13 protein-coding genes are annotated in these 26144 nt (G+C 58.8%); 2 read left to right on the plus strand and 11 right to left on the minus strand.

The window, feature by feature from the left end:
• Nucleotides 1-57 precede the first annotated feature (57 nt).
• On the minus strand, nucleotides 58-7446 hold the full coding sequence (gene uvrA / locus Poly24_RS06185) for an excinuclease ABC subunit UvrA (RefSeq protein ID WP_145091998.1): 7389 nt from the start codon (nucleotides 7444-7446) through the stop codon (nucleotides 58-60).
• Nucleotides 7447-7578: 132 nt separating this feature from the next.
• On the opposite strand from uvrA, the gene Poly24_RS06190 reads away from it, so the two are divergent.
• Complete coding sequence (locus tag Poly24_RS06190) at nucleotides 7579-8583, plus strand: threonine ammonia-lyase (RefSeq protein WP_145092001.1); 1005 nt, start codon at nucleotides 7579-7581, stop codon at nucleotides 8581-8583.
• Between the two features lie 44 nt (nucleotides 8584-8627).
• Here Poly24_RS06190 and Poly24_RS06195 read toward each other — a convergent pair whose 3' ends face one another.
• The 6 genes from Poly24_RS06195 to Poly24_RS06220 form a co-directional block, all read right to left on the minus strand.
• The gene (locus Poly24_RS06195) at nucleotides 8628-9980 is read right to left on the minus strand and encodes a hypothetical protein (RefSeq protein ID WP_145092004.1); all 1353 of its coding nucleotides are present in this window, start codon (nucleotides 9978-9980) and stop codon (nucleotides 8628-8630) included.
• A gap of 154 nt (nucleotides 9981-10134) precedes the next feature.
• Nucleotides 10135-11346 carry a peptidylprolyl isomerase gene (locus tag Poly24_RS06200; RefSeq protein WP_145092008.1) on the minus strand — a complete coding sequence of 404 codons (1212 nt, stop codon included), beginning with the start codon at nucleotides 11344-11346 and terminating at the stop codon, nucleotides 10135-10137.
• Nucleotides 11347-11451: 105 nt separating this feature from the next.
• A complete protein-coding gene (gene mfd / locus Poly24_RS06205) occupies nucleotides 11452-14607 on the minus strand; it encodes a transcription-repair coupling factor (protein ID WP_231753615.1) in 3156 nt (1051 codons plus the stop codon).
• A 277-nt stretch (nucleotides 14608-14884) separates the two neighbouring features.
• Nucleotides 14885-15943: a DUF3500 domain-containing protein gene (locus tag Poly24_RS06210; RefSeq protein ID WP_231753492.1), complete on the minus strand. Its 1059-nt coding sequence runs from the start codon at nucleotides 15941-15943 to the stop codon at nucleotides 14885-14887.
• Between the two features lie 330 nt (nucleotides 15944-16273).
• Nucleotides 16274-17074, minus strand: coding sequence for a leucine-rich repeat domain-containing protein (locus tag Poly24_RS06215; RefSeq protein ID WP_145092014.1), 801 nt, complete (start codon nucleotides 17072-17074; stop codon nucleotides 16274-16276).
• A 552-nt stretch (nucleotides 17075-17626) separates the two neighbouring features.
• Nucleotides 17627-19066, minus strand: coding sequence for a sigma-54-dependent transcriptional regulator (locus Poly24_RS06220; protein ID WP_145092017.1), 1440 nt, complete (start codon nucleotides 19064-19066; stop codon nucleotides 17627-17629).
• A gap of 397 nt (nucleotides 19067-19463) precedes the next feature.
• On the opposite strand from Poly24_RS06220, the gene Poly24_RS06225 reads away from it, so the two are divergent.
• The gene (locus Poly24_RS06225; protein ID WP_145092020.1) at nucleotides 19464-20102 is read left to right on the plus strand and encodes a response regulator; all 639 of its coding nucleotides are present in this window, start codon (nucleotides 19464-19466) and stop codon (nucleotides 20100-20102) included.
• 294 nt (nucleotides 20103-20396) lie between these two features.
• Here the strand turns inward: Poly24_RS06225 and Poly24_RS06230 are convergent, their stop codons facing one another.
• The 4 genes from Poly24_RS06230 to astD form a co-directional block, all read right to left on the minus strand.
• Nucleotides 20397-21806 carry a DUF1598 domain-containing protein gene (locus Poly24_RS06230; RefSeq protein WP_145102632.1) on the minus strand — a complete coding sequence of 470 codons (1410 nt, stop codon included), beginning with the start codon at nucleotides 21804-21806 and terminating at the stop codon, nucleotides 20397-20399.
• Between the two features lie 200 nt (nucleotides 21807-22006).
• Nucleotides 22007-23287: an NAD(P)/FAD-dependent oxidoreductase gene (locus Poly24_RS06235; RefSeq protein ID WP_145092023.1), complete on the minus strand. Its 1281-nt coding sequence runs from the start codon at nucleotides 23285-23287 to the stop codon at nucleotides 22007-22009.
• 24 nt (nucleotides 23288-23311) lie between these two features.
• On the minus strand, nucleotides 23312-24646 hold the full coding sequence (locus tag Poly24_RS06240; protein ID WP_197452362.1) for an N-succinylarginine dihydrolase: 1335 nt from the start codon (nucleotides 24644-24646) through the stop codon (nucleotides 23312-23314).
• A complete protein-coding gene (astD, locus tag Poly24_RS06245) occupies nucleotides 24643-26142 on the minus strand; it encodes a succinylglutamate-semialdehyde dehydrogenase (RefSeq protein WP_231753493.1) in 1500 nt (499 codons plus the stop codon). Before astD ends, Poly24_RS06240 begins: the two co-directional genes overlap by 4 nt.
• Between the last annotated feature and the right edge of the window lie 2 nt (nucleotides 26143-26144).

The raw sequence follows: 26144 nt of genomic DNA on the forward strand, positions 1-26144 counted from the left end.
TTTTTTAAGTGAGCAATCGGCCGGTCCTCGGTCGCGGGCGATATCGATCGACCGCCGCTAGCTGCCGACCGTTTTGTCCCAGTGGTTCTTGAGGAATTTGTCGAACGGTTCAGCATTCAACTTTTCGTCGTTCCAGAACTCAAAGGTGACTTTGATGTCCCCCTTGGTTCGGGCGGGCGGCTTAATCCCCAGTTTACCCAACGCGACGCAATCGATTGCTTGATGCGGTCCGTCGACCGTGATCCGCAGATTCATTGGATCTTTGGTTTCGATCTCGCACCAGGAGTGATTTTGTCCCGCGGGGCGGACGTTGATCTTTTCGGGCGAACCAAATTCAACGCTCTCCTCGCCGGCAAAGGCGATGATTTTATCGAGCAATTTGTCGACTAATTCCAACGGCCAGTCGGGCTTTTCGCCTTCGGGGAAACCTTTTTCGAGCGTGTGCCATTTGCGACCCAGGACGCGCCACGGGCTCATCGCATCGAGCTTCTCTTCGACTTCCTTTTCGGCTTGCAGCGCGGCCTGCCGCGTTCGAGCGACTTCGACCTTCGATGGTCCATCCTCAGGCCCGCGCCAGCTGGGGCGGCTGATCTGCGGCTTGGTCCGCGTTTCGTGGACAAAGACCTTGGCATACGCAGCGATCGCTTCGTCCAAGAAGTGCCAGAACTCGGGACGATCCATCTCTTCAAACTTGACGAATCGGATCTCGATCTCTTGGAACTTCGGATCGGTGTGGACGCGCACCCGCGGTTCGTTGCTGTAGGCCGGAATGTCTTCCATTTGGTTCAGCGTCGGCAGCGGCAGCCGTCGCGGCAGATCGTCTTTGTTAAACGTCCCCTTGGGAACACGCAGCTTCAGCTTCATCCACCACGATTCGGAGGTGAACAAGTGCATGAACCAGGGCCGGCTAGCGATCGGGCCTTTGACTTCGACGATGTTGCGGTGGTTGAAGTTGATCGGTTCGAAGCAGTCGGCCTCTTCCATCCGTTGGACGATCGGAAGCACCATCTTCTCTTCCCACGAGACGGGATCGCCGGCGTTGTCGACCAGTTCGGTCGTGTGCCATTTGCGGCCATCTTCTTCCCAGGGCATCTTCGCCCCTTCGCCGATCACGGGAGCGGCCTGCTCGCGCTCGAACTGTTCCAACGCCGCGGCGTGCGGATCGAATTCGTCACGATGTTCGTAGGGGCCCGCTTCGATCACCGGCGCCAAGAACTCACCGGTATAGCTGCGCAGCGGTTTCGTTTTGGCTCGCGACTTTTTCCCCGCGACAGCGTATTCGCTCAGCTGTTCGGGCGTTCCGGCGAAGACCAACTGGCCCCCTTCGGCTCCCGCTTCGGGACCGATGTCCAAGATCCAGTCGGCAGCTTTGATGATGTCCAGGTTGTGTTCGATCACCAGCACGGTATTGCCGACGTCGACCAGACGCTGCAGAACGTTCAGCAGTTTGGCGATGTCGTCGAAGTGCAAACCGGTCGTCGGTTCGTCCAACAGATACAACGTCCGCCCGGTGTCGGGACGGGCCAATTCGGCAGCCAGTTTAATCCGCTGGGCTTCACCACCGGAGAGCGTTGGTGCACTTTGGCCGAGGGTGACGTAATCGAGTCCGACGTCGCAGATCATTTGCAGGATCCGCGTGATCTTCGGTTGGTTCTCAAACAGCCCGACGGCGTCGCCGATCGACATGTTCAAGACATCGCTGATCGAATTGCCGTGGAACTTCACTTCCAACGTTTCAGGCGTGTAACGCGAACCGCCACATTCCTCGCACGGCACCCAGACGTCGGGCAGGAAGTGCATTTCGATCTTCCGTCCACCGGTCCCCTCGCAGACTTCGCAGCGACCGCCGGGGACGTTGAAGCTGAACTGACGCGCCGTGTAGCCGCGAGTCTTCGCTTCGGGAACCTGCGTGTACAGATTACGGATCAGATCAAACGCGCCGGTGTACGTCGCCGGGTTGCTGCTGGGCGTGTTGCCAAGCGGGCTCTGGTCGACGCGGATCACTTTGTCGATCAAACCGATTCCGTCCAGCTTGCCGTAACGTCCCGGACGCACGCCCGAACGATGCAGCTTGCGGGCCAGCGCGGGATACAGGATGTCATCGATCAACGAACTCTTACCACTTCCCGACGGGCCGGTCACGGCGGTGAACGTTCCCAGCGGGATGTGAACATCGATGCCGCGCAGGTTGTTCTCGCGGGCGTCGCGGATCGTGATCCATTGGCCCAGCGGTGGATAGTGCGTCGGGGCATAATCGGCTTTGCGAGCCAATTTGCGTTCGGCCATCGTCTCGGGACGCTTGGTGCTCTTCTTCTTCACCGGCTTCGCGGCTGACGTCTCGCTTTCGGGAGCCTTGATCATCCGCCGATTCGAAGGGATCGGAATCGCTTTGGTATCGGAGATATACGGGCCGGTGACCGATGTCGGCGATTGGCCGATCTGTTCGGGACTGCCATCCGCGACCACTTGGCCACCGTTCCGCCCCGCCTTGGGACCGAAGTCGAAGATGTGGTCGGCGCCAGCGATCACGTCCTTGTCGTGCTCGACAACTAACAACGTGTTGCCAAGGTCCCGCAATCGATGCATCGCCGACAACAGGCGGTGGTTGTCGCGTGGGTGCAGACCGATCGTCGGTTCGTCCAAGACGTACAGTACGCCGCACAGACCGCTGCCCAATTGGCCGGCCAGTCGAATACGTTGAGCTTCGCCACCGGAGAGTGTCGACGCTCCACGACCAATGCTCAAGTAATCCAGACCAACATCCAACAGGAACTGGATTCGCGATCGGACCTCGCGAATAATCTCGCCGGCGATCTTCTTCTCACGCGGGTCGAGCTTCCAGGTTTTGACCGTCTCGCCCAGTCGCGATAGCGGCATGTGGACGATGTCGCCAATCGTCAGGTCGCGGAACCGGACAGCCGATGCGTCGTCGCGAAGACGCGTTCCGCCACACTCGGAGCAATCGATTTCGGCGGTGAATTTTTCCAGCTTCGCTCGCAGGGTCGGCGACAACTTCGACGCCAATTCCAGCGAGGGATAAAGACCTTTGAAGCGGAACTTGAACAGTACGCCCTTGGACGCACCGCTGTTAAGCGCTTCCTCCAATCGGTCGCCGCGAGTGTCGGTTCCTGCGTCCGCTTCCGCTTCCGCTTCGGCAGTGGGTCGTTTGCGTTTGGCGTTGTAGATCGTGTCGGCAACTTCGCGATCCGATTCACGCACAGCGATCCATTCGTCGCCGGTACCGTGAAAGATCAGGTTGCGTTCGCGAAGCGTCAGGTCGTCGATCGGGCGATCGATTGGAATCCCGACGTGACGTCCCAAAGCGGCCATCATTTGACGCGCGATGCTGCGTTGCAGTTTTGGCCACAAGAAGACGGCACCTTCCATCAACGACAGCCGGCGATCGCGCAACAGCGCGTCGGGGTTAGTGCCATGTTGAGTCCCCAGTCCTTCGCAGCGGCGGCAATAACCGGCGGCGCTGTTGAAGCTGAAGTGATGCGGAGTCAGCGGTTCGAAGCTGCGGCCGCAACACTCGCAGGCCAAGTGTTGGCTGTGCCGGAAGACCTTCCATTGCAGTTCGGGGCGATCTTCGTCAACGATCGCAAGGTCCATGATTCCGCCGCCGATTCCGAGCGCCAATTCGATCGATTCGGCGAGCCGGCCGCGGGTCTTCTCGCTGATCGAGACGCGGTCGACGACCAATTCGATCTTATGATTGGTCCGCATGTCGATCGTGGGGGCGTCTTGGATTGCACTTGTGGTGCCGTCGATCCGGATCCGTTGGAATCCGTTCTCTTGCAGCTTGGCGAAGTGTTCCTTGGGATCTTCGTTGCCGCTGATCTCGATCGGGGCTAACAGATACGCCTTGGTTCCCTCTTCTAATTGCAGCACCTTGTCGGTGATTTGGTCGGGCGTTTGCGTGCCGACTGGCTTGCTGCAATCGGGGCAGAACATCTTGCCCAGCCGAGCCATCAGGATCCGCAGGTAATCGTAGACTTCGGTCACCGTGCCGACGGTCGAACGCGGGGAGTGCCCCATGTTCTTTTGTTCCAGCGCGACCGCGGGCGATAGGCCTTCGATCCGTTCGACGATCGGTTTTTGCATCTGGCCGATAAATTGACGTGCGTACGACGACAGGCTTTCGACATACCGACGCTGTCCCTCGGCGTAGATCGTGTCCATCGCCAGGGACGACTTGCCGCTGCCGCTAGGGCCGCAAAAGACGCTCATCTTATCGCGCGGAACCATCGCATTGACCGATTTGAGGTTGTGCTGTTGCGCCCCTTCGACCTCGATGAATGTGGCTTCGCCACGGCGTTGGTCGGTCGCGCCATTGGTCAATTCGCTAAGCGATTTCTCTTTGGCGTCCGCATCGACTTCGCCGTACATGAACTTCCGCATCGCGCGGCTGGTATACGAAATCTGGTTCTGAGCGACCTCTTCGGGCGTTCCCGCCGCGACCACGGTACCGCCACCAGCACCCCCTTCGGGACCGATGTCGATAATCCAGTCGGCCGTCTTGATGACGTCCAGATTGTGTTCGATCACCAAGACGGTGTTGCCCCGTTGGACCAAGCTGTCCAAGACGCCCAGCAGCATCCGGATGTCGGCGAAGTGCAAACCGGTGGTTGGTTCGTCCAAGACGTACATCGTGCTGCCGGTCGATTTTTTCGAAAGTTCGCGCGACAGCTTGATCCGTTGCGCCTCGCCACCGGAAAGGGTCGGCGAAGGCTGGCCGAGCTTCAAATATTCCAAACCGACATCGATCAGCGTCTTCAGTTTTTCCGCCACCTTGGGAATGTTTTCGAACAACGCGTAAGCGGCTGAAACGTCCAGGTTCAAGACGTCGGAGATCGAATGGTCCTTGAAACGAACGCTGAGCGTTTCGCGGTTGAAGCGAGCCCCTTCGCAGACCGGGCAGGTGACCCAGACATCGGCCAGGAAGTCCATGTCCAATCGCGTCGCCCCGTTGCCGTCGCACGCTTCGCAGCGACCGCCGGAAACGTTGAAACTAAAGCGACCGGGCGTGTAGCCCCGCTTCTTGGCTTCGGGCAATTGAGCGAACAGTTTGCGGATCTCATCGAAGACCTTGACGTAGGTCGCCGGGTTGCTGCGCGGGGTGCGGCCGATCGCCGATTGGTCGATCGCGATGACTTTGTCCAGATGCTCCAGACCGGTGATCTCATCGTGTTCTCCCCCTTCGCATTCGGCGCCGTTGAGGAATCGCCGCAGCGTCGGTTCGAGGATCCCGTTGACCATCGAACTCTTACCGCTACCCGAAACGCCCGTCACGCAGATGAACAAGCCGACGGGGAAGTCGACGTTGATGTTCTTCAGATTGTTGTGCCGCGCACCCAATAACCGCAACCAACGCTCGTTCGGTTCGCGGCGGTGCTCGGGCGTCGGAATCGTTTCGATACCTGCCAGGAATTGGCCGGTGATGCTCTTCTTCGCTTTGGCAAGATCTTCCAACTTACCCTGAGCGACGACATAACCGCCGTTGACACCGGGGCCAGGGCCGAAGTCGATGATCCGGTCGGCGGCGCGCATCGTGTCTTCATCGTGCTCGACGACGACCAGCGTGTTCCCCGCGTCGCGCAGCCGCAGCAGCGTTTCGATCAGGCGATCGTTATCGCGCGGGTGCAGACCAATCGATGGCTCATCCAAGATGTAGAGTACGCCGACCAAGCCGCTGCCGATTTGGCCCGCCAAGCGAATCCGTTGCGATTCACCACCGGAGAGGGTTGGCGCGGTGCGGTTGAGGGTCAGGTATTCGAGTCCGACGCCCAACAGGAAGCCCAACCGCGTGCGGATCTCTTTGACCGCTTCGCCCGCGATCATCTGCTTCAATTCGTCCAGCTGCAGATAACCTAAGAACTTGGCGGTTTCGGAGACCGGCAGGTCGCAAAGCTCGGGCAGCGAGAGGGACGACTTTTCCATAAAGTCGGGATGGTCGGTCGCGATCCGAACCGCACCGGCTTGCGAATTCAATCGCTTGCCGTTGCACTCCGGACAGACCATCGTGTCCATGTACGTTTCGAACTGCGTCAGCTTGGTCTTGGCTGTCGTCTCTTTGTATTTCTCCAACAGCTCGGGAATGATTCCCGCAAACGTGCCGCCGTATTTGACTGGGCTCGCCCCGCCTCGCCAGGTGTAGGTGACGTGCAGGTCGCCGGTTCCCCACAGCCACAGGTGCTGCAGTTTCGGATCGAGTTCGCACCATGGGGTCAGCAGCATGGTGTCGGGGGGCAGTTCCATCTGCCGTTCGATCGATTCGGCGACGCCCTGGTAGATGTGACGCTTGTAGCGGCCCATCGCTTTCCAGTCGCCGACCAATTCGAAGCATCCCTTTTTGACGCTCTTCCGAGGTTCGGGGATCAACAGATCGGGTACGAAGGTGTACAGCGTTCCCAGCCCGTCGCACGATTCGCACATCCCTTGAGGGCTGTTGAACGAAAACATCTGCGGCGTCGGCGATCGGAAACTCTTGCCGCACGAACCACACGAATACTTTGCCGAAAACAAGACATCGCGTCCGGCGGAAATCTGCGGCGGCAGCGGCGCATCGTCGTCGTCCCCTGCGGCTGCGGCAAGAGGCAATTCGACGGGGGAGTCTTCGTCGTCGAGCTCAGCTTCGTCGTCGAGATCCTCGTCCGCTTCGTTGTCGATTTCGTCGGAGGCTTCGAAGTCGTCGGGCGAAGCTTCCCAGTCGCTCTTGTCCGCTTCGTCGACAAGCCAAGCGATGATGCTGTCGTCGCCAAGTTTCATCGCCGCGTCGATCGCTTCGGCCAATCGGCCTCGCTCGCGTTCGCCCGCTGGCAGTCGATCGATCACCAGTTCGACGTTGTGTCGGCGCTGGCGGTCCAGGCTTGGCGGTTCGGCCAATTGGATCAAACGGCCGTCGACGCGAGCCCGCGCATAACCTTGCTTGCGAAGGTCTTCGAACAGGTCTTTGAATTCACCCTTTTGGCCGCGGATCAATGGAGCCAACAGCAGCAACATCGAATCGCTGGGCAATTGCATCAACCGACCCAGGATCTGTTCGCGGGTTTGCGCACTGATCTCGGTGTTGCAGCTAGGGCAATACCCGGTGCCGATCCGCGCGTACAGGACGCGCAGGAAATCGTAGATCTCGGTGATCGTACCGACGGTCGAACGCGGGTTGTTGCCCGCCGACTTCTGGCTGATCGAGATCGACGGCGAAAGCCCGCTGATCAGATCGACGTCTGGCTTGGGCATTTGCCCCATGAATTGGCGCGCATACGACGAGAGGCTTTCGACGTAACGTCGCTGCCCCTCGGCGTAGAGCGTATCGAAGGCGAGCGAGCTTTTGCCGCTGCCCGAAACGCCGGTGAAACAGATGAGTTCTCCTCGAGGCAACACAAGGTCGACGCCTTGCAAATTGTGCTCTCGAGCCCCTTTGATGATGATGTCAGTGGTTGTCATACCGCAACATTAGCCATCTCGTGAAACCTAGAAAAGCCCACGGGACAAGAACGTTTGTGGATGGTATGATCCGGGGTGCTTTCCCGCCCTGCGAGCCCCGCCTTCATCCTCGAGAGCTGTGTTTTAGCTATCATGACGATCCCCATTGCGACCATCGACGACGTTCGAAAAGCTCAAAAAGTGATCGACCAGCACATCAGTCCCGCTCCTTTGGTGCGGTCTTATGCGTTGGAAAAGGAGCTGGCGTTGCCGCCCAGTCGCCGCGTTTGGCTGAAGGATTACGGTTGGACGCCGGTCGGATCGTTCAAGCTGCTCGGGGCGCTCAACTGGATGGCGAATCATCTGGAAGCGATCGGCGATCGTCCGGTCGCCGCTCATTCGTCGGGCAACTTCGCTTCGGGAATCTCTTTCGCCGGCATGCGCTATCAAAAGCAAGTCGTGATCGTGATGCCCGACACCGCGCCGCAGGTGAAGTTCAATCTGACCAAATCGTTTGGTGCGGAGGTCCATACCTATGATATCTCTCGCGACCACGAGACTGGCGATCGCGATCGGTTGACGCGGGAGATCGTTCAACAGCGGCAGTGCGTCCAAGCGTCGCCGTACGACGATCCGCATGTGATTGCTGGCAATGGCGTCGGCGGGTTGCAGATCGTCGAAGAACTGAAGCGACAGCAGCGCGGCGTTTCCCATTTTGTTTGCCAGGTCAGTGGCGGCGGCTTGATGGCGGGCCATGCCCTGGCGATCGCCGACGGTTTCCCGCAGGCAAGCATCATCGGCGTCGAACCCGAGGGGGCGGACGACTTCCGCCAATCGTTGGCCGCCGGAGAGCGGGTGCGCGTCGAGCGGCCCAGCAGTATTTGCGATGGATTGCTATCGTACGATGTCGGCGAACATAACTGGCCGATCTTGCGACAGCATGTCGCGTCGTCGGTGACCGTCGCCGATCTGCAAACGCGGCAAGCGATGCGATGGTTATATGACAAGCACGGCCTGCGGACCGAACCGTCCGGCGCGGCGGCGACCGCGGCGCTACTGACCGGCCAGTTCTCTCCCGACGGCGAAGGAGACATCGTGCTAGTCGTCAGCGGCCGAAACGTTGACCAGCAACCATTCATGGACTGGATCGAAGTCTAACAACCGCGTTGGAGTCAAGGCTTCAGCCGACCGAGCGCATCCCATCAATCCTCTTTCTCAGGATTGAGCGTCAATGCGACGTCCGGTTCCGCGTTGTCGCCACCGATTCCGCCGTCGTCGACCATGTCGACACCAACGCACCAGGCGATCGGGTAACCGTCTCGCAGAGCGTAACGAACCGGAGCGTTATCGTGCGGATCGATCGGTACGCTGGGCAGGTAGGCGGGGACCAGTTCTTCAATCGTTTGAGGGTACTCGGATTTCGCGAGCTTGTAGCGCTGGGCCGCGATCAGCACATCGGCCAGCTTGGCATAAGAATCGGCTCGCGCCCCTGCGGTGATGACAGCGTCTATGGCGGGGAAGACTAACGTTGTCAGCATGTATCGAATCCGGTTGAGTGGACTTTGGGTGGCCTCCGTCAGTTTTGTTTGAGCCGAATCAGCTGCTCGGAAACTCTCTACCCACGAGACCTGCGTCCCTTCGATGAAATCTCCCATCAGCTCGAGATACAGCGATTGATCTTCGTTCCCAAATAGCGGAAGCCCTGGAAGCTGCGTAATCTCTTCGTCCATCAATGCTGGGTTGTCGAAGGCCAGTCTCCCTAATACCTGTTGGCCCAGGATGCTGTTGCGAACCGTCGCGAGATAATTCGTTCGCCGCGTTAATTCTTGCAGACGCTGCAGCTGGGAATCGTTCCACCGGAGATGCGGTAGCAGTTCGACGGTCGTTCGGACCGCCATGCCGTCCATGGCGATCATCACCAATTGCGAGACCAGGACCGGATCGTTTTCGACAGCGCGGCCGATCGTGAACATCGCTTCGAGTGATTGGAGACACGCCGCAGAGTCACCCTGGTGGGCGTTCACATGGGCTTCCAGTTCAAGCATCCTCGCTCCGCTGCGGAGGCTTTGCACGTGGGGCAGCAGCAGTGCGATACCTTGCGTGAAATCGTGATCGAACCGGGCATAGCCGCCCATCGCTGTCGCCTGATGCATCAACTGCATCGATTCGGCGTACGTGTTCAACAGTTGCTGCACTGCGGCCTGCTCTTTCCACGGCGTTCCCGGCGGCGGGATTTCGCTGGGGCCATTGGCACCAACAATCGGCAGGTCGCTGGCTGCAGTACTAAATTGTTTGGTATCCAACGGCGTGCAGGCGTCGATCCACAGCTGCGTCGCATCTTCGGCGCCGGCTGGAAGGACGTAATGCTTCGACAATTCGGCCGCATTTGTCGGTTGGCCGTTGGCTCGTATGCGGTCGAGCTGTTTTTCCAGCTTCGCCTTGGAGCCCGCTCTCCATGTCAAGATTCCCGCGCAGGGAATCAGGAAACCCGCGAACCCGATCGCGACCAACACAATGATCGCGTTGCGTCTTCGTTTGCTTTTCTGCTCGCTCACCGTGATTCCCCGTTTGCATCGCCGCGCAATTTGAATGCCGGTGATTGTTATATCAGGAAATCAGGTGAATCGATGTGTAGAGGCCAGATGCTCCGCAGCAGGAGCCCTGCATCGAACTCGAAAGTTGAAGGAGCCCTGGATTGGAAGGAGCAACTTAACGCAACGATTGGGTCGTGGCCGATGCAACGGCGGCGTTTTCCAGCGGCTTCGATTTTGGAACGTCTTCGGGAAAGATCGTCCAGACGGGGATTTTGCGTTCCAAGTCGGTGATTAGATTTTTTTGCTGCTCTTGTTGCATGTTGTCTTTAAGGATCTTGCGGATCTCTTCTTGGGCATCGGCGAACGAAAGCATCCCCGCCTCCTCACGTTCCAACACGCGAATGATGTGGAATCCGTTGTCGTCCTCGATGATCTGGCTCAGTTTGTTGACCGGCAGGCTGAAGATCTGTTGGTCGAGGACGTCCGATGCGAGGCTGCCCTTGTTGGTCCAGTCGTGTAGGCCGCTGGTTTCGTCGGCCAATGGTTCTTGCGACAACCGCTTGGCCACGGCTTGGACATTACCGCCGTAGTAGGCTTCGTTGCCCATGCGGATGATCGCGTCGCGGGCTTCTTGTTTGGTTTCAAATCGCGAGAACAGAGCGGTCAGTTGTTCCCAGCGGGCCCGCGCATTGCGGCTGAATTTTTCAGTGTTCTGTTCGTAATAGAACTTCATGTCGGGCAATGGGATCTCGGGATCCTTTTCCATTTCGCCGCGGATGAATTCCTGGCCGAGAATGCTTTCAACAAATCGACGTTCTTGTTGTTCTAGCGACGAACCATGCTTCCGTAATTCGGCGTCGGCGTCGGAGACGGTTTCCAGTTGGTACTGTTCCAGCAATTTAGGCACTTGTTGTTCGTAGAACATTTTGCGGACGTTGCTGGTGATCGACAGTTCCATCTCCGCCCGTTTGTCCTGGGGCTGAGTGCCGGTCATCTTCCGCACAAACGCGCGGTACATCATCTTGCCTTGGATCTCTTTCCGCAGCTCGCGACGGATCAGCGCGGTCCGAGCCATCTTCAGTTCTTCGGGGCTTGGTTGCCGTCCCGAACTGGCAATGATCTGTTGAATATTGTTGTCGACGGTCTCGGCAACATCGCGCAGCAGAATTGGTACGCCATCGACATTGGCAATCATCGCCGTCGGTTCGGAAGGCAATTCGACGTCCGATGGCTCAACCCCCGGTGGCTGGGCAAACGCCCATGACCCGCTGAGACACAATGCGATCAGCAGCGTAAGCGTTGAGGAAAATTTCAAACCAACAATCATGGAGAACTCCGCGATTCCATTCGCAGCGACCAAGTGAAACGGTGCTTTTCGTATCGCCATCGTCCGAGTGCTTGCAACAATGCGAGCCACGCCACTGAATCGACCGGTGCAATTGGTTCAGATTGACACCCGACGATGGAATACCGTTGGCTTATAAAGACGTCACTACGCCAAATGCAAGATCGATCTGGCAAGTTCCAGCCAATCGATCTCGGCGGCGTTGCTAGCGGCGGCCGGTTGAGGCTTGCCATTGCTCGGCTTTGCTATCAATGCCGGAACATAAGCTTGATGGTCGTCGACGATTCGAACCGGCCGATTCGCTTGACGCTTCAACTGTTCGATCCGGCTGCGGTCGGTGTATTCAAAGACCAGGTAATCGCCGTCGATCCGGATCTCGCTGATCTGCCAGATCGCCGCGTCAAACCGCAGTTCCGCGATCTCCATCATCCGTTGGACTTCGATCGGCAGCGGGCCAAAGCGATCTAACAGCTCTTCGCGCATCTCCTGCAATTCGTCGAACTGTTCCATCCTTGCGATCCGCCGATACAGATCGATCTTCTGCCGCAGATCGGGGACATAGTCCTCCGGCAGATAGGCTTCGATCGGCAGATCGACATCGACGTCGGCCGACAGTTTAGGGGGCAGCTTCTTCATCTGTCGGACCGCCGATTCCAACAGCTGGCAATACAGTTCGTATCCGATCGCTGCGATGTGGCCGCTCTGCTGAGTCCCCAGCAGATTTCCGGCACCACGAATTTCGAGGTCCCGCATGCTGATAGCAAATCCAGCTCCCATCTGGCTGAATTCTTCGATCGCCCGCATCCGCTTCGCCGCCGAAGGGCTTAGATGTTTGTGGGCGTCGATCATCATGTAGCAATAGGCTTGATGTTTGTAGCGACCGACGCGGCCCCGCAATTGATGCAGGTCCGACAGCCCGTACCGATCGGCTTCATCGATGAAGATCGTGTTGGCGTTGGGGATGTCGAGGCCGCTCTCGATTATCGTCGTCGCCAGCAGGATGTCGAACTTGCGCGCGATGAAGTCGACCATCACCTGTTCCAGGTCGTTTTCGTTCATCTGGCCATGCCCGACGACGATGCTCGCCTGCGGGACGATCCGCTTCAACTTCTCCGCGACTTGGTGGATGTCGTTGACGCGATTGTGGACGAAATAGATCTGACCGTTGCGGTTGAGTTCCCGGACGATCGCGTTGTGGATCAGTTTCTCATCCCACCGCGTGACCCGCGTCTCGACGCTCAAGCGATCTTCGGGCGGTGTCTCCAGGTTGCTGATATCGCGGACGCCGACCATCGCCATGTGCAGCGTCCGAGGGATCGGTGTCGCCGACATCGTCAGCACATCGACGTTGCTGTGTTTGGTCTTCAGCCGTTCTTTGACCTGTACGCCGAACCGCTGCTCTTCGTCGATGATCACCAGGCCCAAGTTGTTGAACTTGACGTTCGCCCCGGCGACGCGATGCGTTCCGATCACGATATCAACTCGCCCCGACTTGATCCCTTTGAGCGTCTCCCGCTGTTCTTCGGGGCTGGCAAAACGGCTGAGCTTGCCGATATCGAAAGGGAATTCGCCCATCCGGCTGGTGAACGATTGGTAGTGCTGTTCAGCCAAGACCGTTGTCGGGACCAAGACGGCGACTTGATAACCGGCGTCGACAGCTTTGAAGGCGGCCCGCATCGCGACTTCCGTTTTGCCAAACCCGACGTCGCCGCAGATCAAGCGGTCCATCGGCTGCGTCGATTCCATGCTCTCTTTAAAAGCGATCGTCGCCAGGGCTTGGTCGTGCGTGTCGGTGTAAGGGAATGAAGATTCAAACAGCCGCTGCCAATTGCTGTCGGCAGGGAACGCGATCCCGCGCCGCGCCGACCGCTGCGCCTGAAGCTCCAACAGTTCCGACGCCATGTCGGTCACCGCCGACTCGGCAGCTTTCTTGTTTTTGGTCCAGGATTGGCCGCCGATTTTTGCGAGCCGTGGACGACTCTTGTTGCCGCCGATGTAGCGTTGGATCAGCCCGATCCGGGTCGCCGGGACATAGATCTTGGTGCCGCCGTCGAATTCGATCGCCAGGTGTTCCAGTTTTTGGCCGTGCTTTTCCAGCAGTTCCAGGCCGCGGTAGAGTCCGATGCCGTGGGACAGGTGGACGACCAAGTCGCCTGGATGCAGTTGCAGGAAGCCGTCGATCGGTTTACTGCGGACCTGGGCTTTGACGCGTCGCAGCGGCGTGCGGTGGAACAGTTCCGCGCCCGTCAGGACCAAGACTGCGGGATCGTCGATCTGGAAGCCGCCCCCGAGCGAACCGGTTTGGAAACTCAGTTTGCCCCGCTTGGCGACCTCAGTCCCGATCAACAGTTCGCTCATCCGTTGATTGTCGGCTGGCGTGTCGGCGACGACGATCACCTGTTGGTCGGACGCAACCTGGTCGATCCGCCGCGTGATGTATTCCAGATCTCCAACAAATCCATCGACCGAAACGCTGTGCAGGTCCAACACCTGGTCGGTTCCCGCTTCAGCTAACTGCGTTCCCATCGCGATTCGAAACGGTTGGCACTGGACCATCAGGTCGTTCCAGGAAAGGTAGTCGTCGTGATGGCTGGTGCGAGCCAGCAGCGCGTCGATCGATTTTTTGCAGGCCTCGGGATCGACGATCACGATCGCCGTATCCGCCGGCAGATGCTGCATCAACGTTCCGGAGGAATGGCTGCCACTGTCGACCGCGGAAAATTCAAACTGCGGGACATTGTTGATGCTGCGTTGGCTGGCGACATCAAACGAGCGGATCGAATCGATCTCGTCGCCAAACAATTCGATCCGGTAGGGATGCTGGTGATCGGGGGCGAAAACATCCAGGATCCCGCCGCGCATACTGAATTCGCCATGCAGTTCGACGGCGGTCGAGGCGTGGAATCCAGCGGTCGCCAGCCATTGTCGCAGTTCGTCGACATCGATCCGTTGGCCGACCTTCAGCGTGCGGCTGGATTGTTCCAGCTTCTCCGGCGACGGGACGCCTTGGATCGCTGCGGTGATCGGGGCGGTGACGACATCGGGGACGCCGCCGGGCTGCCAGGCTCGCAGTTGCTGCAGGACTTGCAAGCGGCGAGCGTAATCCTGGTCTTGGATCGACTCGGGAGTCCCTTCGGCGGTGCTGAAGGGGAGCGTCAGGGCGCTCGGAATGTCGAACGATTCGAGGTCGGCGGCGACTAGATCGGCGGCGCTGCCGTCGGGCGTCAGGACCAACAGCGGGCGGGTGTGCTGGCACAGAACGGCGGTCAGCAGTGACGCGGTGCCGCTCCAAACGCCTTGCATCCAGAGCGGTTCGCCTGGTTTCCAACGCTTCAGCGCAGCGGCAACCGGGCGCCGCCGCGCGATCGCGGGGGGAAGTTGAGCAAGCGTTTTGATCTTCGATCGAGGCGCCCGTTTCGCCGGTTTGGCGACGGGCACCGAATCTTCCGTGGGAATAACCGCACCTCGCGATTCGTGGACCTTGCAAATTAAAGATAACGAATCGCGGTAAGAAAACATCCAGGGCGGCGAAAAAGAATGGCGGCCGCAGCCGCCGTCGCAGGGCCCGTGGCGGCGGAAACTACTTGGCTGGCAAGTTGAAGTCGCCGGTCAGATCGCGCCACACGCAGTGGATGTGGTTGGCTGGGTTGCCCGCCGCATCGGGCTGCGTGTTGACAAATTCGATCAGGAACGATTTGCCTTGGACGCGGTAGTAGTGGCCGATTCCGGTCTTCAACGCACCGCCCCAAGCGAAGTGGACGTCGTTCCAGCCATCGTTGTCGATGATCTGACGACGGTCGGCCGCGACTTCGGCGGTCATCGAATCGATGTAGACATCGACCAGCGAACGCAACATCTCTTGTTGCTGTCCGTTGAGCGAGGCGTACGAAATGCCAACCAGCTTTGGCGCGGTCGGTTGCGGTTCGCCCGCGTCGCTGATCTCCTCGGGAGCTTCGGCGGCGAAGATCGCTTTTTCGCGTTGGCTCGACTGCAGCGAAGCCATCAAATCGAAGGCCAGCTGCTCTTCGTCGCGCAGCACGCGGGTTCCCTTTTTCAGGGGGCCGCTGACATCGTTTTTGATCTCGGCAGGATTGCTGGCGAAGAACTGAGGCGTCGAGTCGACGATCTTGCCCCCTTCGACGACGAAGTTCAACGACATGTGATGCCCTTCAAAACTGAAGCCCCACGGTTGCGTGTCGCTCGGTTCGCCGAACAACGTTACATAATACTTCTCTGGATCACGGCGGCCCTTGCTTTTGGGACCTTCCAATTCCAACAAGACAGCTTCCAACGACATGATCCGCCGCGACTTCTCGTACCCGGATTCGCTGAGCGCTGCGCGCAGCAAACGCAACGCGGCAGCTTTTTGAGCTGGATTCATGTCGCGGATCACAAGCCCTTTCCGCGTTGGCATCGGAATGAAATGCCACTTCGTCCGCTCGGCTGCATCGTAAGCCAACAGCGCCTTCGATTTTGCTGCGTCGTCCAGCGTGCTTAGGAAGGCGTTGGCTGATTGGACCATCGCCGCACCGCCGGAGGTTGCTTGCAACAGGATCGCGCCGGTTGCTGTCGCCAAAAGCCCTCCAAAACAGAGCATCGTGATCAGGGAGAGGCGTGAGAAGAGTCGAGGGTTGCGCATATTGGCGGGTCCGTGGTGGAGTGAATGGATCGTGTGGGAGGCTTGGAAAGCCAGCGAGTATGATATTCGCCCGCCGGCTGCAATGCAAAACGGGGATTCGATAGCATGGTGGCAAGCTCCCGAGATTTCCGTAGCGGCTTTTTGCCACCGAGCACTCAGAGGGCACTGAGTCTTTGATTTTCTAGTTTAAGGTGTTGTCTCCGTGAACTCGGCGGCCTCTGTGGCAAATCAAATTCTTCGTTCTCCACCAGCGTCTCTGTTTGCCTCGGGAGACGCTCCGATTCCGTGAAGTTCACTGCGGCCAAAACACCGTTTGTTGCATCTTTATGTTCAATGATCCGGATCGTGTTTGCCGGGGTCGAGGTCGTGGTGGGCTTGATCGATGTGGATGTGCAGGTCGCGGCGTTTTTCGAACATCGCTTGCCAGCCGGCATCGGTGACGCGGCCGCCGTCGATGTACAGCGAACGCAAGCTTTTCAGATCCGCTAGCTGCAGCAGATTTTCATCGTCGACGGGAATGTCGATCAGGTGCAACGATCGCAAGCCGGTTAGTTCGCTGATCGGCTGGCAGATCGCTGCGGTGGCGTGAGTCGAACCGAGCCGAAGTTGCCGCAATTTGGAAAGCTGTTTCAGTTCGGCGATCCCCGCCGCGGTGACCTGCGACTGAGGCAGATTCAAAATTTCCAGCTCTGCCATTTGGGCGATCTGCTGCATCCCGGCGTCGCTGATCGGCGAAAACCGCAGCCGCAGATGCTTGAGGTTGGGGCAGGTGGCGATCGCGGCGAGCCCCTTGTCGGTGACAACGCCTCCATCGATCAAAAGATCGGTCAGGGAATCGAGGTTCGAAAGCTGGGGGAGATCCGAATCGGTGATCTTTGTGGTAACGTCGATCCGCGTGGTTTGCGACGCTTGGACGTCAGCGATCTGTTGCGCAAAAGTCGGCTCGGACAACGACGGATCGGTTTGCGAGTCGCGAATCGTATCGGCAGCCGGGTCGCGTGAATCCGCGGGGGGAGAGCTTGGGCTGCATCCAATGATGGCAAGACTCAACGCGATACCGCTGAACAAGATCCAAGACTCGGTTCGCCCGTTGTGACGGGATTGCGTGAGGGGACGATTGGTTGAAAGCATAAGGCGTTTGGGGCGTTCTGCAGGCTGGGAAATATCGATCGGCAACCTTCATCTATTCAAGCTGCAGCGCCGCGAAGGCGAAAGCGCGGGGGCTCGCTCATTTTAGCCAAAAAGCGAGGGCTCGAGGGGGAGCAACGAAAAGAGGGCGGTTGTCTGTGAATGTTCACAGGCAACCGCCCTCCGCTGTTCTCTGGCACCGAGGTGACGCGGCTGCGACACCCCGGTGCTCAGTAAAGCTCTACCGCGAAACACCGCATGGGATCCTCGACCCAGATAGGATCCCAATGGGCTTTTGCTTCATCCCCCGAAGGGAATGCAGTTGTCAGTTCCCGCAATCCGACAACTGTAACGGTACAGCTTCAAATGGTTTTCTTCTCAATCGTCGGACAACCGCCACGCGGGTGGAGGTCCGATAGAGAAGGCAATTACCAAGATCGAAACGGGCGTGTCAACGCGGATTGGAAACCAAGTCGAAGAAATGCGAGAACCGCGACGATTCAGCCGCCGGGTGTGTATTCCGGCTGTATCGGGTTGATGCCGGAAAACGCTGGCTTAGTGCCCTTCGGCACCCATGAATTGCAAGCGTGGATCGTCCAGCCCAAGCCGTTTCATTTTTTTGTACAAAGTGGTTCGATTGACACCCAAAGTGTCGGCGGTTGCGGCACGATTCCAGCTGTGCGATCGCAGCGATTCCAAGATAATACGCCGTTCGGGTTCTTCCAACGCTTCGCGAAGCGTCTGGCCGTGACCGGGATCGTTCCCGATAGCGCTCGACGACTCCAAGCCAGTGCCGGCGGCCCGTGGTTGTGTTGAACTCGATAGCAAATGGGGGGGCAGGTCGTGTCGGGTGAGAACCGAATCGCGTGCCAGTAGGACGGCGCGTTCGACGATATTTTCGAGCTCGCGAACGTTTCCCGGCCAGGAATACGATTGCAGCACCGACATCGCGTCGCGATCGAAACCTTGCACGTCGCGGCCAGCCGCTTCGCAGACTTCCCGGAGGAAATGGTCGACCAGTAAAGGAACGTCTCCCGATCGTTCCCGCAGGGCCGGCAATTCAATATTGATTACGTTGACGCGGTAGAAAAGATCCTGGCGGAATTCGCCGCTGGCAACCGCTTTGGTCAGGTTTTCGTTGGTCGCCAAGATGACCCGCGTGTCGATCGTTTCGGTAACAGTGCCACCGAGCGGTTCAAATTGCAGTTCCTGAAGAACGCGAAGCAGCTTCACTTGAAAGGCTTGCGATGCGGTGCCGATCTCGTCCAGGAAGATCGTCCCTCCGTCGGCCTGTTTGAATTTACCGACCTTGTTCGTCGTCGCACCGGTAAAGGCTCCGATCACGTGACCAAACAGCTCGCTTTCCAGCAGGTTGTCGGGGAGCGCACCGCAGGCGACTTCAACAAAAGGATTGTTGCGGCGATTGCTTCGCTTGTGAACGGCGCGGGCGATCATCGATTTACCCGTTCCGTTTTCTCCGGTGATCAATACCGAAGCGCGAGCGTCGGCGACGCTATCGATCACGTCGAAGATCTTCAGCATCCGGTAATCGTGGCTGAGGATATGTTCGAGTCCAAAGCGGCTGTCGAGCTGGGCCCGCAGTTTTTCGTTTTCCGCTTCGATATTCCGCTGGGCCAGCGCTCGTTCCAGGGCATGGGAGAGTTCTTCGTCGACCAACGGCTTGGTCAACAGATCAAACGCCCCCGCTTTGACCGCTTCGATCGCTGTATTGGGGGTCGCGTATCCGGTCAGGACCAGGATCGCACAATCGGGCTGGCGACGCTTGGCTTCGGAAATCAGTTCAAAACCATCGCCATCTTCCAAACGTAGATCCAACAACAACAGATCGTAGCTGTGTTCTTGAAGCGCACGGCGGCCGGTGGCCAGGGAATGGGCTTGGTCGACGCTGAATTGTTGGTCACGCAGCCAATCGGCCATCGATTCAGCAAGACGTCGATCGTCGTCGACTAACAGCAGCTTGGGATTCAACGTCATCGGCGAACCTGTGTGCGAAAATGAGCGGGCGACCCGGTCGTCAACAGACCACGAAGCGAACAGCGTTTAGAAAAAACTTCTTTCCAGTATTTAGGTTGCGATTCGCGGTGTGTCAAAAAGGCATCATCGACGTCGCCCCATAGCAACGTTACGGTGGGGAATGCAACAAAAACCTGGTGTTTTTCGCTGCCTGCGGTGCAAAAGTCGGCTATTCTTCCTTATGCTGCACACGCTTATGGCCAGATTCACGACGCTTGACGTTCCCCTACCATCTAATGGCCGAGAAAGACTCTCCAGTCGCGTTCCAACGCAAATTGCACTTCGGATCGCTAGTTGAGGGAGGCCAAACGCTGTATATTTCCGGAAAAACTAGAACCTCGCGAAAGCATAAATTGTCATGAAAAGTTTGGATGTTGTAATTATCGATGATCATGAGGTCGTCCGCAGTGGCATTGCGAGCTTGCTGTCGGGGCCCGAAGTTACGGTCGTCGGTAGCGCGGCTTCCGGACAGGAGGGGCTGGAATTGATGAGCAAGAAGTTGCCGGATGCGGTGCTGCTGGATATTCGCATGCCCGACAATGATGGGCTGTCGACCTTGCAAACGCTTCGCGCAAGCCACCCCGACCTGCCGATTGTGATGGTCAGCACCTACGATAATCCCACCTACATCGCACGCTCGGTTGCTTTGGGGGCCAATGATTACGTCCTCAAGGGGGATTCGCGTTCGGTCTTCCTGGACGCATTGACGCGGGCTGCTAGTGGGGAAGAACCCTCCACCGATAGTCTTCTGCGGAAAATCGGCGATGCGATGTCGCAGTCGGGTAAAGAAGCCCCTGTGATGGACGTTCCGTTGACGGCGCGTGAAGTTCAAGTCCTGCGGCACGTTGCCTTGGGCCTGAGCAACAAAGAGATTGGTCGCTCGTTGAACATCAGCGTCGAAACGGTCAAAGAACACGTTCAGAACATCTTGCGTAAGCTGAACGCTGCCGACCGAACCGACGCGGCAGTTCGTGCCGTCAAAATGGGCCTTGCATAAGCCTTATTGAACCGACATCGGTTTCTCTCTCTACCCAGCAGCTCCATAGAGCAAACAATGCTGGGTTCTTTGGTCGCGACCAGCCTCGAAACGGCTGGTTGACCTTCTTCATCGATTTCGCCGCCCGAGGCAAATCATCTCCGCTCCGACGTCTTCAGCAGGTTGCGTATTGGCTGTGCCAACGGGGCAGACTGCAACGGTGGAATCCAATAAAAAACGCTAGCTTTCCGGAGAAGCTAGCGTTTTGAGTCGGTGTCGTTTTGCTGTCCCAGGATTAAGCCAGCGGGCCGGAGATCAGTCCCACCACCATTGGCCGGGTTTGAGCGAATCGGTGCGCTGCGATTGATGGGCTTGAGCGGCCCGTCCCTCGCTGTCGGGAAGGATCCGGTCTCGGTTAAGTGCCACGCGCGGTTGCAGCTTGACGCCGCCCCCAAGAGGTGTCATCAGGGTGTTGCCACGCCAAATCGCATTGACTGCCGTTTCGACTTGCACCGGTGCAGTATGGGTTTCGACAGCAAACGCTTTCTCCGAACCGAAGACAGGCATTTCCCAGCCCGATTTGCCGTAGAAGTCCTGCTTTTGAATGAAAGCCGCGGCGACCGAAACGTCGATCAGATTTCGCAGCTGGGCATAAACAACCACGGTACGTGAGATTTCTTCAAATTTCTCGGTGAATTCAGCACAATAAGCTTGGCTCGCCTTGTTGACGCCGCGAGAGGCTTCCCGTTGTCCGCCTTGGCCGACACGTTCGCCTTCACCGATCAATTTCACTCCCTTGCCGATCAGCTGCATTGCGTTTTCGTCTTCGCTGACGCGAACACAGTCGTAATTGGGAACAAAATACCAGCGTTCCATCGCGTTGGCAGCAACCTGACGAGGATGCACCCGATCGACGTAGCTGAGCAAGCCGACGGGCAGTTTTTCCAGTCCGATTCCGACCAATTTCATCCGGTAATCGGCTTCAACCAGAACCTGGGCGAAGTGGGTCGACGTAGAAACACCTTGGAAGGTGACGTTTTGCATCCCCATCGAACCTTTCAGACCTGCGGCCAACCGAGCTGCATCGCTGGGGCGAACCCGGCCGCGAACGCTGGCCAGGAACTGCTGCATCTGTTGCAGACCCTGTTCGGTAGGATCGATCGAGACGCTGATCACGGAGTTCGACTTTTCATGCGGGGGAAACGCTCGCAATGCGACGACCAGATCTTCCAGCAGGACGACAGGTCGGCCGGTATCGATTCCTCGCACACGCCCGCTGGGGTCCTTCACAAAGCCTTCGGCAGGCCCCGCGAGGACAATTTCACCTTGTTCGGGATAGAAAAACACGTACTCAACCCCCGTTAGTCCCGCGAGGGCAAGCATGTCTTCGGGGACTTTTTCACCAGCTTCCAGCTTCGCAGCGACCGCATCTTCGAGTCGTCGCAGCGAAATTTTCCGCAGCGGACTGCGTCGCGCTAAGTCGGCAGGCAATTGTTGCCGGGCTGCCGCGATTTGCTGACGCAGCAGTTCGGGAGAGAATTCGCGGACGCGCAGCACCCCAGCAGCGTCGATTTCGACACCGGCAACCTGATTGAAATTCTGATCGTTGTCATCGTCGCCACCGTCGCCAGAATAAGCGTTGTTCAGTGGTAGGGCAGCCAAAATGAGCGAGAGCAACGCGCAAGCGGCACGTGTCTGGAGCGATAACTGCGAATTTGAAATCATTGTCACGGGAAAGCCACCTTCATCGCTGTGAAAGCGTAGAGAAGAGTAAACGAACGGTCACGAACAACTTCAGATTAGTCTGAAGCGGATCACTCTACAACAGTTTTGAACGATCGCCGCGATTTAGTTCGATCAATTAAAATCATTATGCCAGTCGTTTGGGGCCCTGCATTTTCTCGCTCGGACCCGGTCAATGGGCATTAATCGCGGAGAGGCTGGCGGGGCGTGTCCCCTAACCGGCCGAATACCGCGTCGGCGGCCCGGATCCCGCTGTGGAGTGCCCCTTGTATCGACGACGTCTCGCAATGGTCGCCACAGACAATCGGCATTCCGCCTCTTTGAACGGGCTTGCAGACCGGTTGCATGCGGTCGATCGATTGGTACGGCAAGGCAAAGGGGATGTGATACGTCCGTAGCAGCGACCACCCATCGACCTGTTCCCCAAACCAACCACGCAACTGATTTAAGACCGGCGACCGCAGCTCCATCGCCGGAACGTCGGTCTGCAAAACGCTGACGCTGATCAGAGATTTGCCGGCGGGGGCATAATCGGCAGCAACCGTGCTGACCTCGCAAACGTTGTTGATCGGGCCCGACGTGTCGCCCGACAAAATCAGTTGCTTCGTTTTCAGTGGTGGCTCGTCGGCGGCGAAATAGAGGCAACTGACCTGTTGCCAGGCAATTGCGTCGTCGATTTTCAGCAGCCGCGCCGCTGCGGAGCTCTCCGTTGCGATCACGATCTGATCGGCCGAACGCTGCGATCCGTCGGTCATCCGCACCGTCGTCCCGTCGATTTCCAAAACCGTTGCCTGGGGGTGGATCCGATCGGCGGGAATCCGATCGGCCAGCTGTTGCGGAATCGCTTGCATCCCTTGGGCGGGGATCGCCGCTTCCCCTTGGGCAAGCATCCGCAGCACAAACTCCATGATTCGGCTGCTCGTCTGCAGGTCGCGATCAAGAAAGATTCCCCCCAGCAGCGGACGGAAGAATTGATCGATGAAGCGATCGCTGAAGTTCAGCCCCTGCAGTCGGTAACAGGTCGGCTGGGCGACGTGCTCCCAAATCTCTTCCAATTCGCCTCGGCAGACGTCGCGCATCAGTCGCGCCAAACGAAGTTTGTCGGCCAACGAGCCGACCGGGCTCAGCGCGCTGGCAAAGAGCGATCCAGGGCGGCGGCGCGGATCCAATAATGCCGAAAATTGGTCGCCGTAGCGCACCAGTGCCCCCGGTTCGAAGGTTTGCAGCTGCAATCGATCGTAATCCAACAGCTGCTGGGCTGCCGGATATGCCGTCAGGAAAACTTGGAAGCCATGATCCAGTTGGAAGCCGTCGACGACATCGGTACGGACCCGTCCCCCCACGCGATCGGTCGCTTCCAAGATTTCAAAGTCGACGCCACGGGTGGCCAATTGAACGCCACAGGCCAGCCCCGCCAGACCGCCGCCAATAATGATCACCTCTTTTTTTCGGTTGTCACTCACGCGGAAGCACTCGGTTGGGCGGCATTAATGGGCAAGGTCACGGGACAACGATCGCAGGTCCAGAATCGAACTCAGCGCTCGCATCGCTGCTTGCGTCTGTTCGATCCGGTCGATATCACCCAGATCGTCCACCGTAAGCTTAGTCGGATAGTGGGCGATCACCCAGGCCCGGAGCTGTTCATCCAACTGCGGTGACCACAAGACACTCGCCGGGATCTGGACTGCCTGAGCTTCGTCGACCGGAACGCGCAATCGCAAACAGGCAGGCCCTCCGCCGTTGTTCATGCTCTCGTGCAAGTCGACAAAGTGGACCGTGTCGATCGGATTGGGATCGCGAAGGATTTGATCGATCACGTCCCGAGCCCGCGGATGCTGTTCGCAAGCCCGTGGGCAAATCAACCGCAAGCCCGCATTGCGGTTGTCGCCGCAGCGGACGATCTGGCTGTTGAACAAGTAGGTCGCAATCGCGTCGTGCAAGGAAAAGTCGTCCGCCGCGACTTCGATCCGGTACAGCGACCGGCCGGTCGATTGATGGAAGTCCCGGTCCAGGCGTTCCAACGCATCGGAGGCATCGACGAAGGCTTGCTCGTGGTACAGCAGCACGTTCTCACAGCTGGTTGCAACGACGTCGTTGTGGAACGCTCCCGCATCGATCGCGTCGGGATGTTGCTGCAAAAACAGCGTCCGTTGCCCCGCCAGCCGATGCCGCCGTGCGATCGCGTGGCAGGCGGTTAGCGATTGTCGCGGGGGAAACCGGGTTCCCTGGGGCTCGCCGTAAACCAAGAGATCCCACGAGTCTTCCCCGCTCGGATCGCTTAAACGCATGTGGTTCGCGGCCCCTTCATCGCGCAGCGGCGTCGCGGGGGGAAGCGGATCGTGGACGCGGAAGCAGGATGCGGCAAAAATCTCGCGCAGCACCACCGTGGTCCATTTGGGTTCGATCGAACGATGCAGACTGCTGATCAGATTGGCGGGCGTGAAGTGAGTCGCCCGATCGCCGCTACGACCACTGCGCGTCACGGTCGCCGCGTTGGCGGCCCACATGTTCGACGCGCTGTAGGCGGCCGACAGCAGGCTCGGCGACTCGTCGCGCGCACGGCGGATGATCTCCGCCGGCGTCCCGTCAAATCCACATCCGCGCAGCAACTCCAGGTCGGGGCGTGGTTGCGGTGGCAGCACGGCTTGGCGACAGCCGAGTTCAGCCAGCATCGCCATTTTGTCGAGTCCCTGCAGCGCCGCGGCCCTCGGATTGGCGACTTCGCCCGCATGCCGGTGCGACGCGAGATTGCCGATTCCCAGTCCGCCAAAGTGATGCGTGGGGCCGACGATGCCATCGAAGTTGATCTCGAAAATGGTCACGGTTGGGTATCTTCCAATCCGGGGAGAAGCGAAGCGGGAGGGACCAGACGATCGCTCTCCAACGAAGCGACCGGATCGCTGCAGAAATCGGCGGCGAAATATCCGGCCGGGCGATGATTGCCACTCTCACCGGTCCCGCCAAAAGCCAGCCGTCCGCTAGCGCCGGTTGTTTGCCGATTCCAATTGATCACTCCGGCGCGAACCTCGCGGCGAAAACGTGTGAAGTCCTCGGTGGAACCGCCGACCAATCCGGCTGCCAGTCCAAATCGCGTTGCGTTGGCCGCAAGGATCGCGGCGTCGAAGTCATCGACCCATTGCAATTGCAACAACGGGCCAAAGCACTCTTCGTCGTCGGCCGCCGCTGCGGTCATATCGATCAGTCCAGGCGACACCAGCGATTGGCAGGCCGTGTCGCGCCGCGCCCGAACTTGCGGTATGCCTCCCTTTCGAAGCAGCGTTTCTTGGGTTGCCAACACCTTGTCGGCAGCGGCTGGTGAAACCAGCGGACCACAGAACGGTGGTGGATCGGCGTCGGGAAGACCACAGCGGATTCGCGGAATCGCCGCTGCCAAACGCTCCACAAATTTGCGGTTTTCAGGGGAGTCGATCACGATCAACCGGCGGGCGCAGGTGCAGCGTTGTCCCGACGAAAGAAAGGCCGATTGAATCGCCAGATCGATCGCCGCGTCGACCGGTCGCGCATCGGCGACGACCAACGGATTGTTGCCTCCCATTTCCAGCGCCAGCAGAACTTCGGGGCGCCCGGCCAATTGGCGATGGATCGCGACGCCGACTCGCCGGCTGCCAGTGAACAGGACGCCAGCGGTTTGCGGGTGATCGATCGCCGCCGTGGCGACATCCGCTCCCCCCTGCAACAGGTTGATCACGCCCGCCGGCAGTCCCGCCGCTTGCCAGGTTTGCACCAGCATCGGACCGATCGCAGGAGCCAGTTCGCTGGGCTTGAAGACAACGGTATTGCCCGCCAACAGTGCGGGGATGATCTGCCCACCAGGCAGATGCAGCGGGAAATTGAACGGTCCCAGAACCAGCATCACTCCCAAGGGGCGATAGCGTCCCACGGCTTCGAAACCCGCGAGCTCTTGTCGTGTTGTCGCGCTCCGCTGAAGCATCGCGGTAATGGAAACATCTACTTTGGCGATCGACGTCGCGACTTCCGTGGCCGCTTCCCAAGCGGGTTTGCCAACTTGTTGCGAGATGCAATCGGCGAAGGCGTCGCGACGGCTCGTTAGCAGTTCGCCAAAGCGGCGGACGATGGCGACCCGATCCGCGGCCGGTCGAGCGGCCCATGCGAGGCTCGCGTGGGTTGCCGATACAATCGCCGCGTGCGCTTGGTCGGTGTTGGCCTGATGCCCGTTCCAGACGATGGAACCGTCGGCGGGACTTTGTCGCGTCAGTGGCGGTCCCTCACCAGCGAGCCAGGTTCCGTCGATCAATAGATCCGACAGCGGTTCTTCGGGGCGTGTGGTGTGGGACAACG

The sequence above is a fragment of the Rosistilla carotiformis genome, assembly GCF_007753095.1.
GTDB lineage: Bacteria > Planctomycetota > Planctomycetia > Pirellulales > Pirellulaceae > Rosistilla > Rosistilla carotiformis.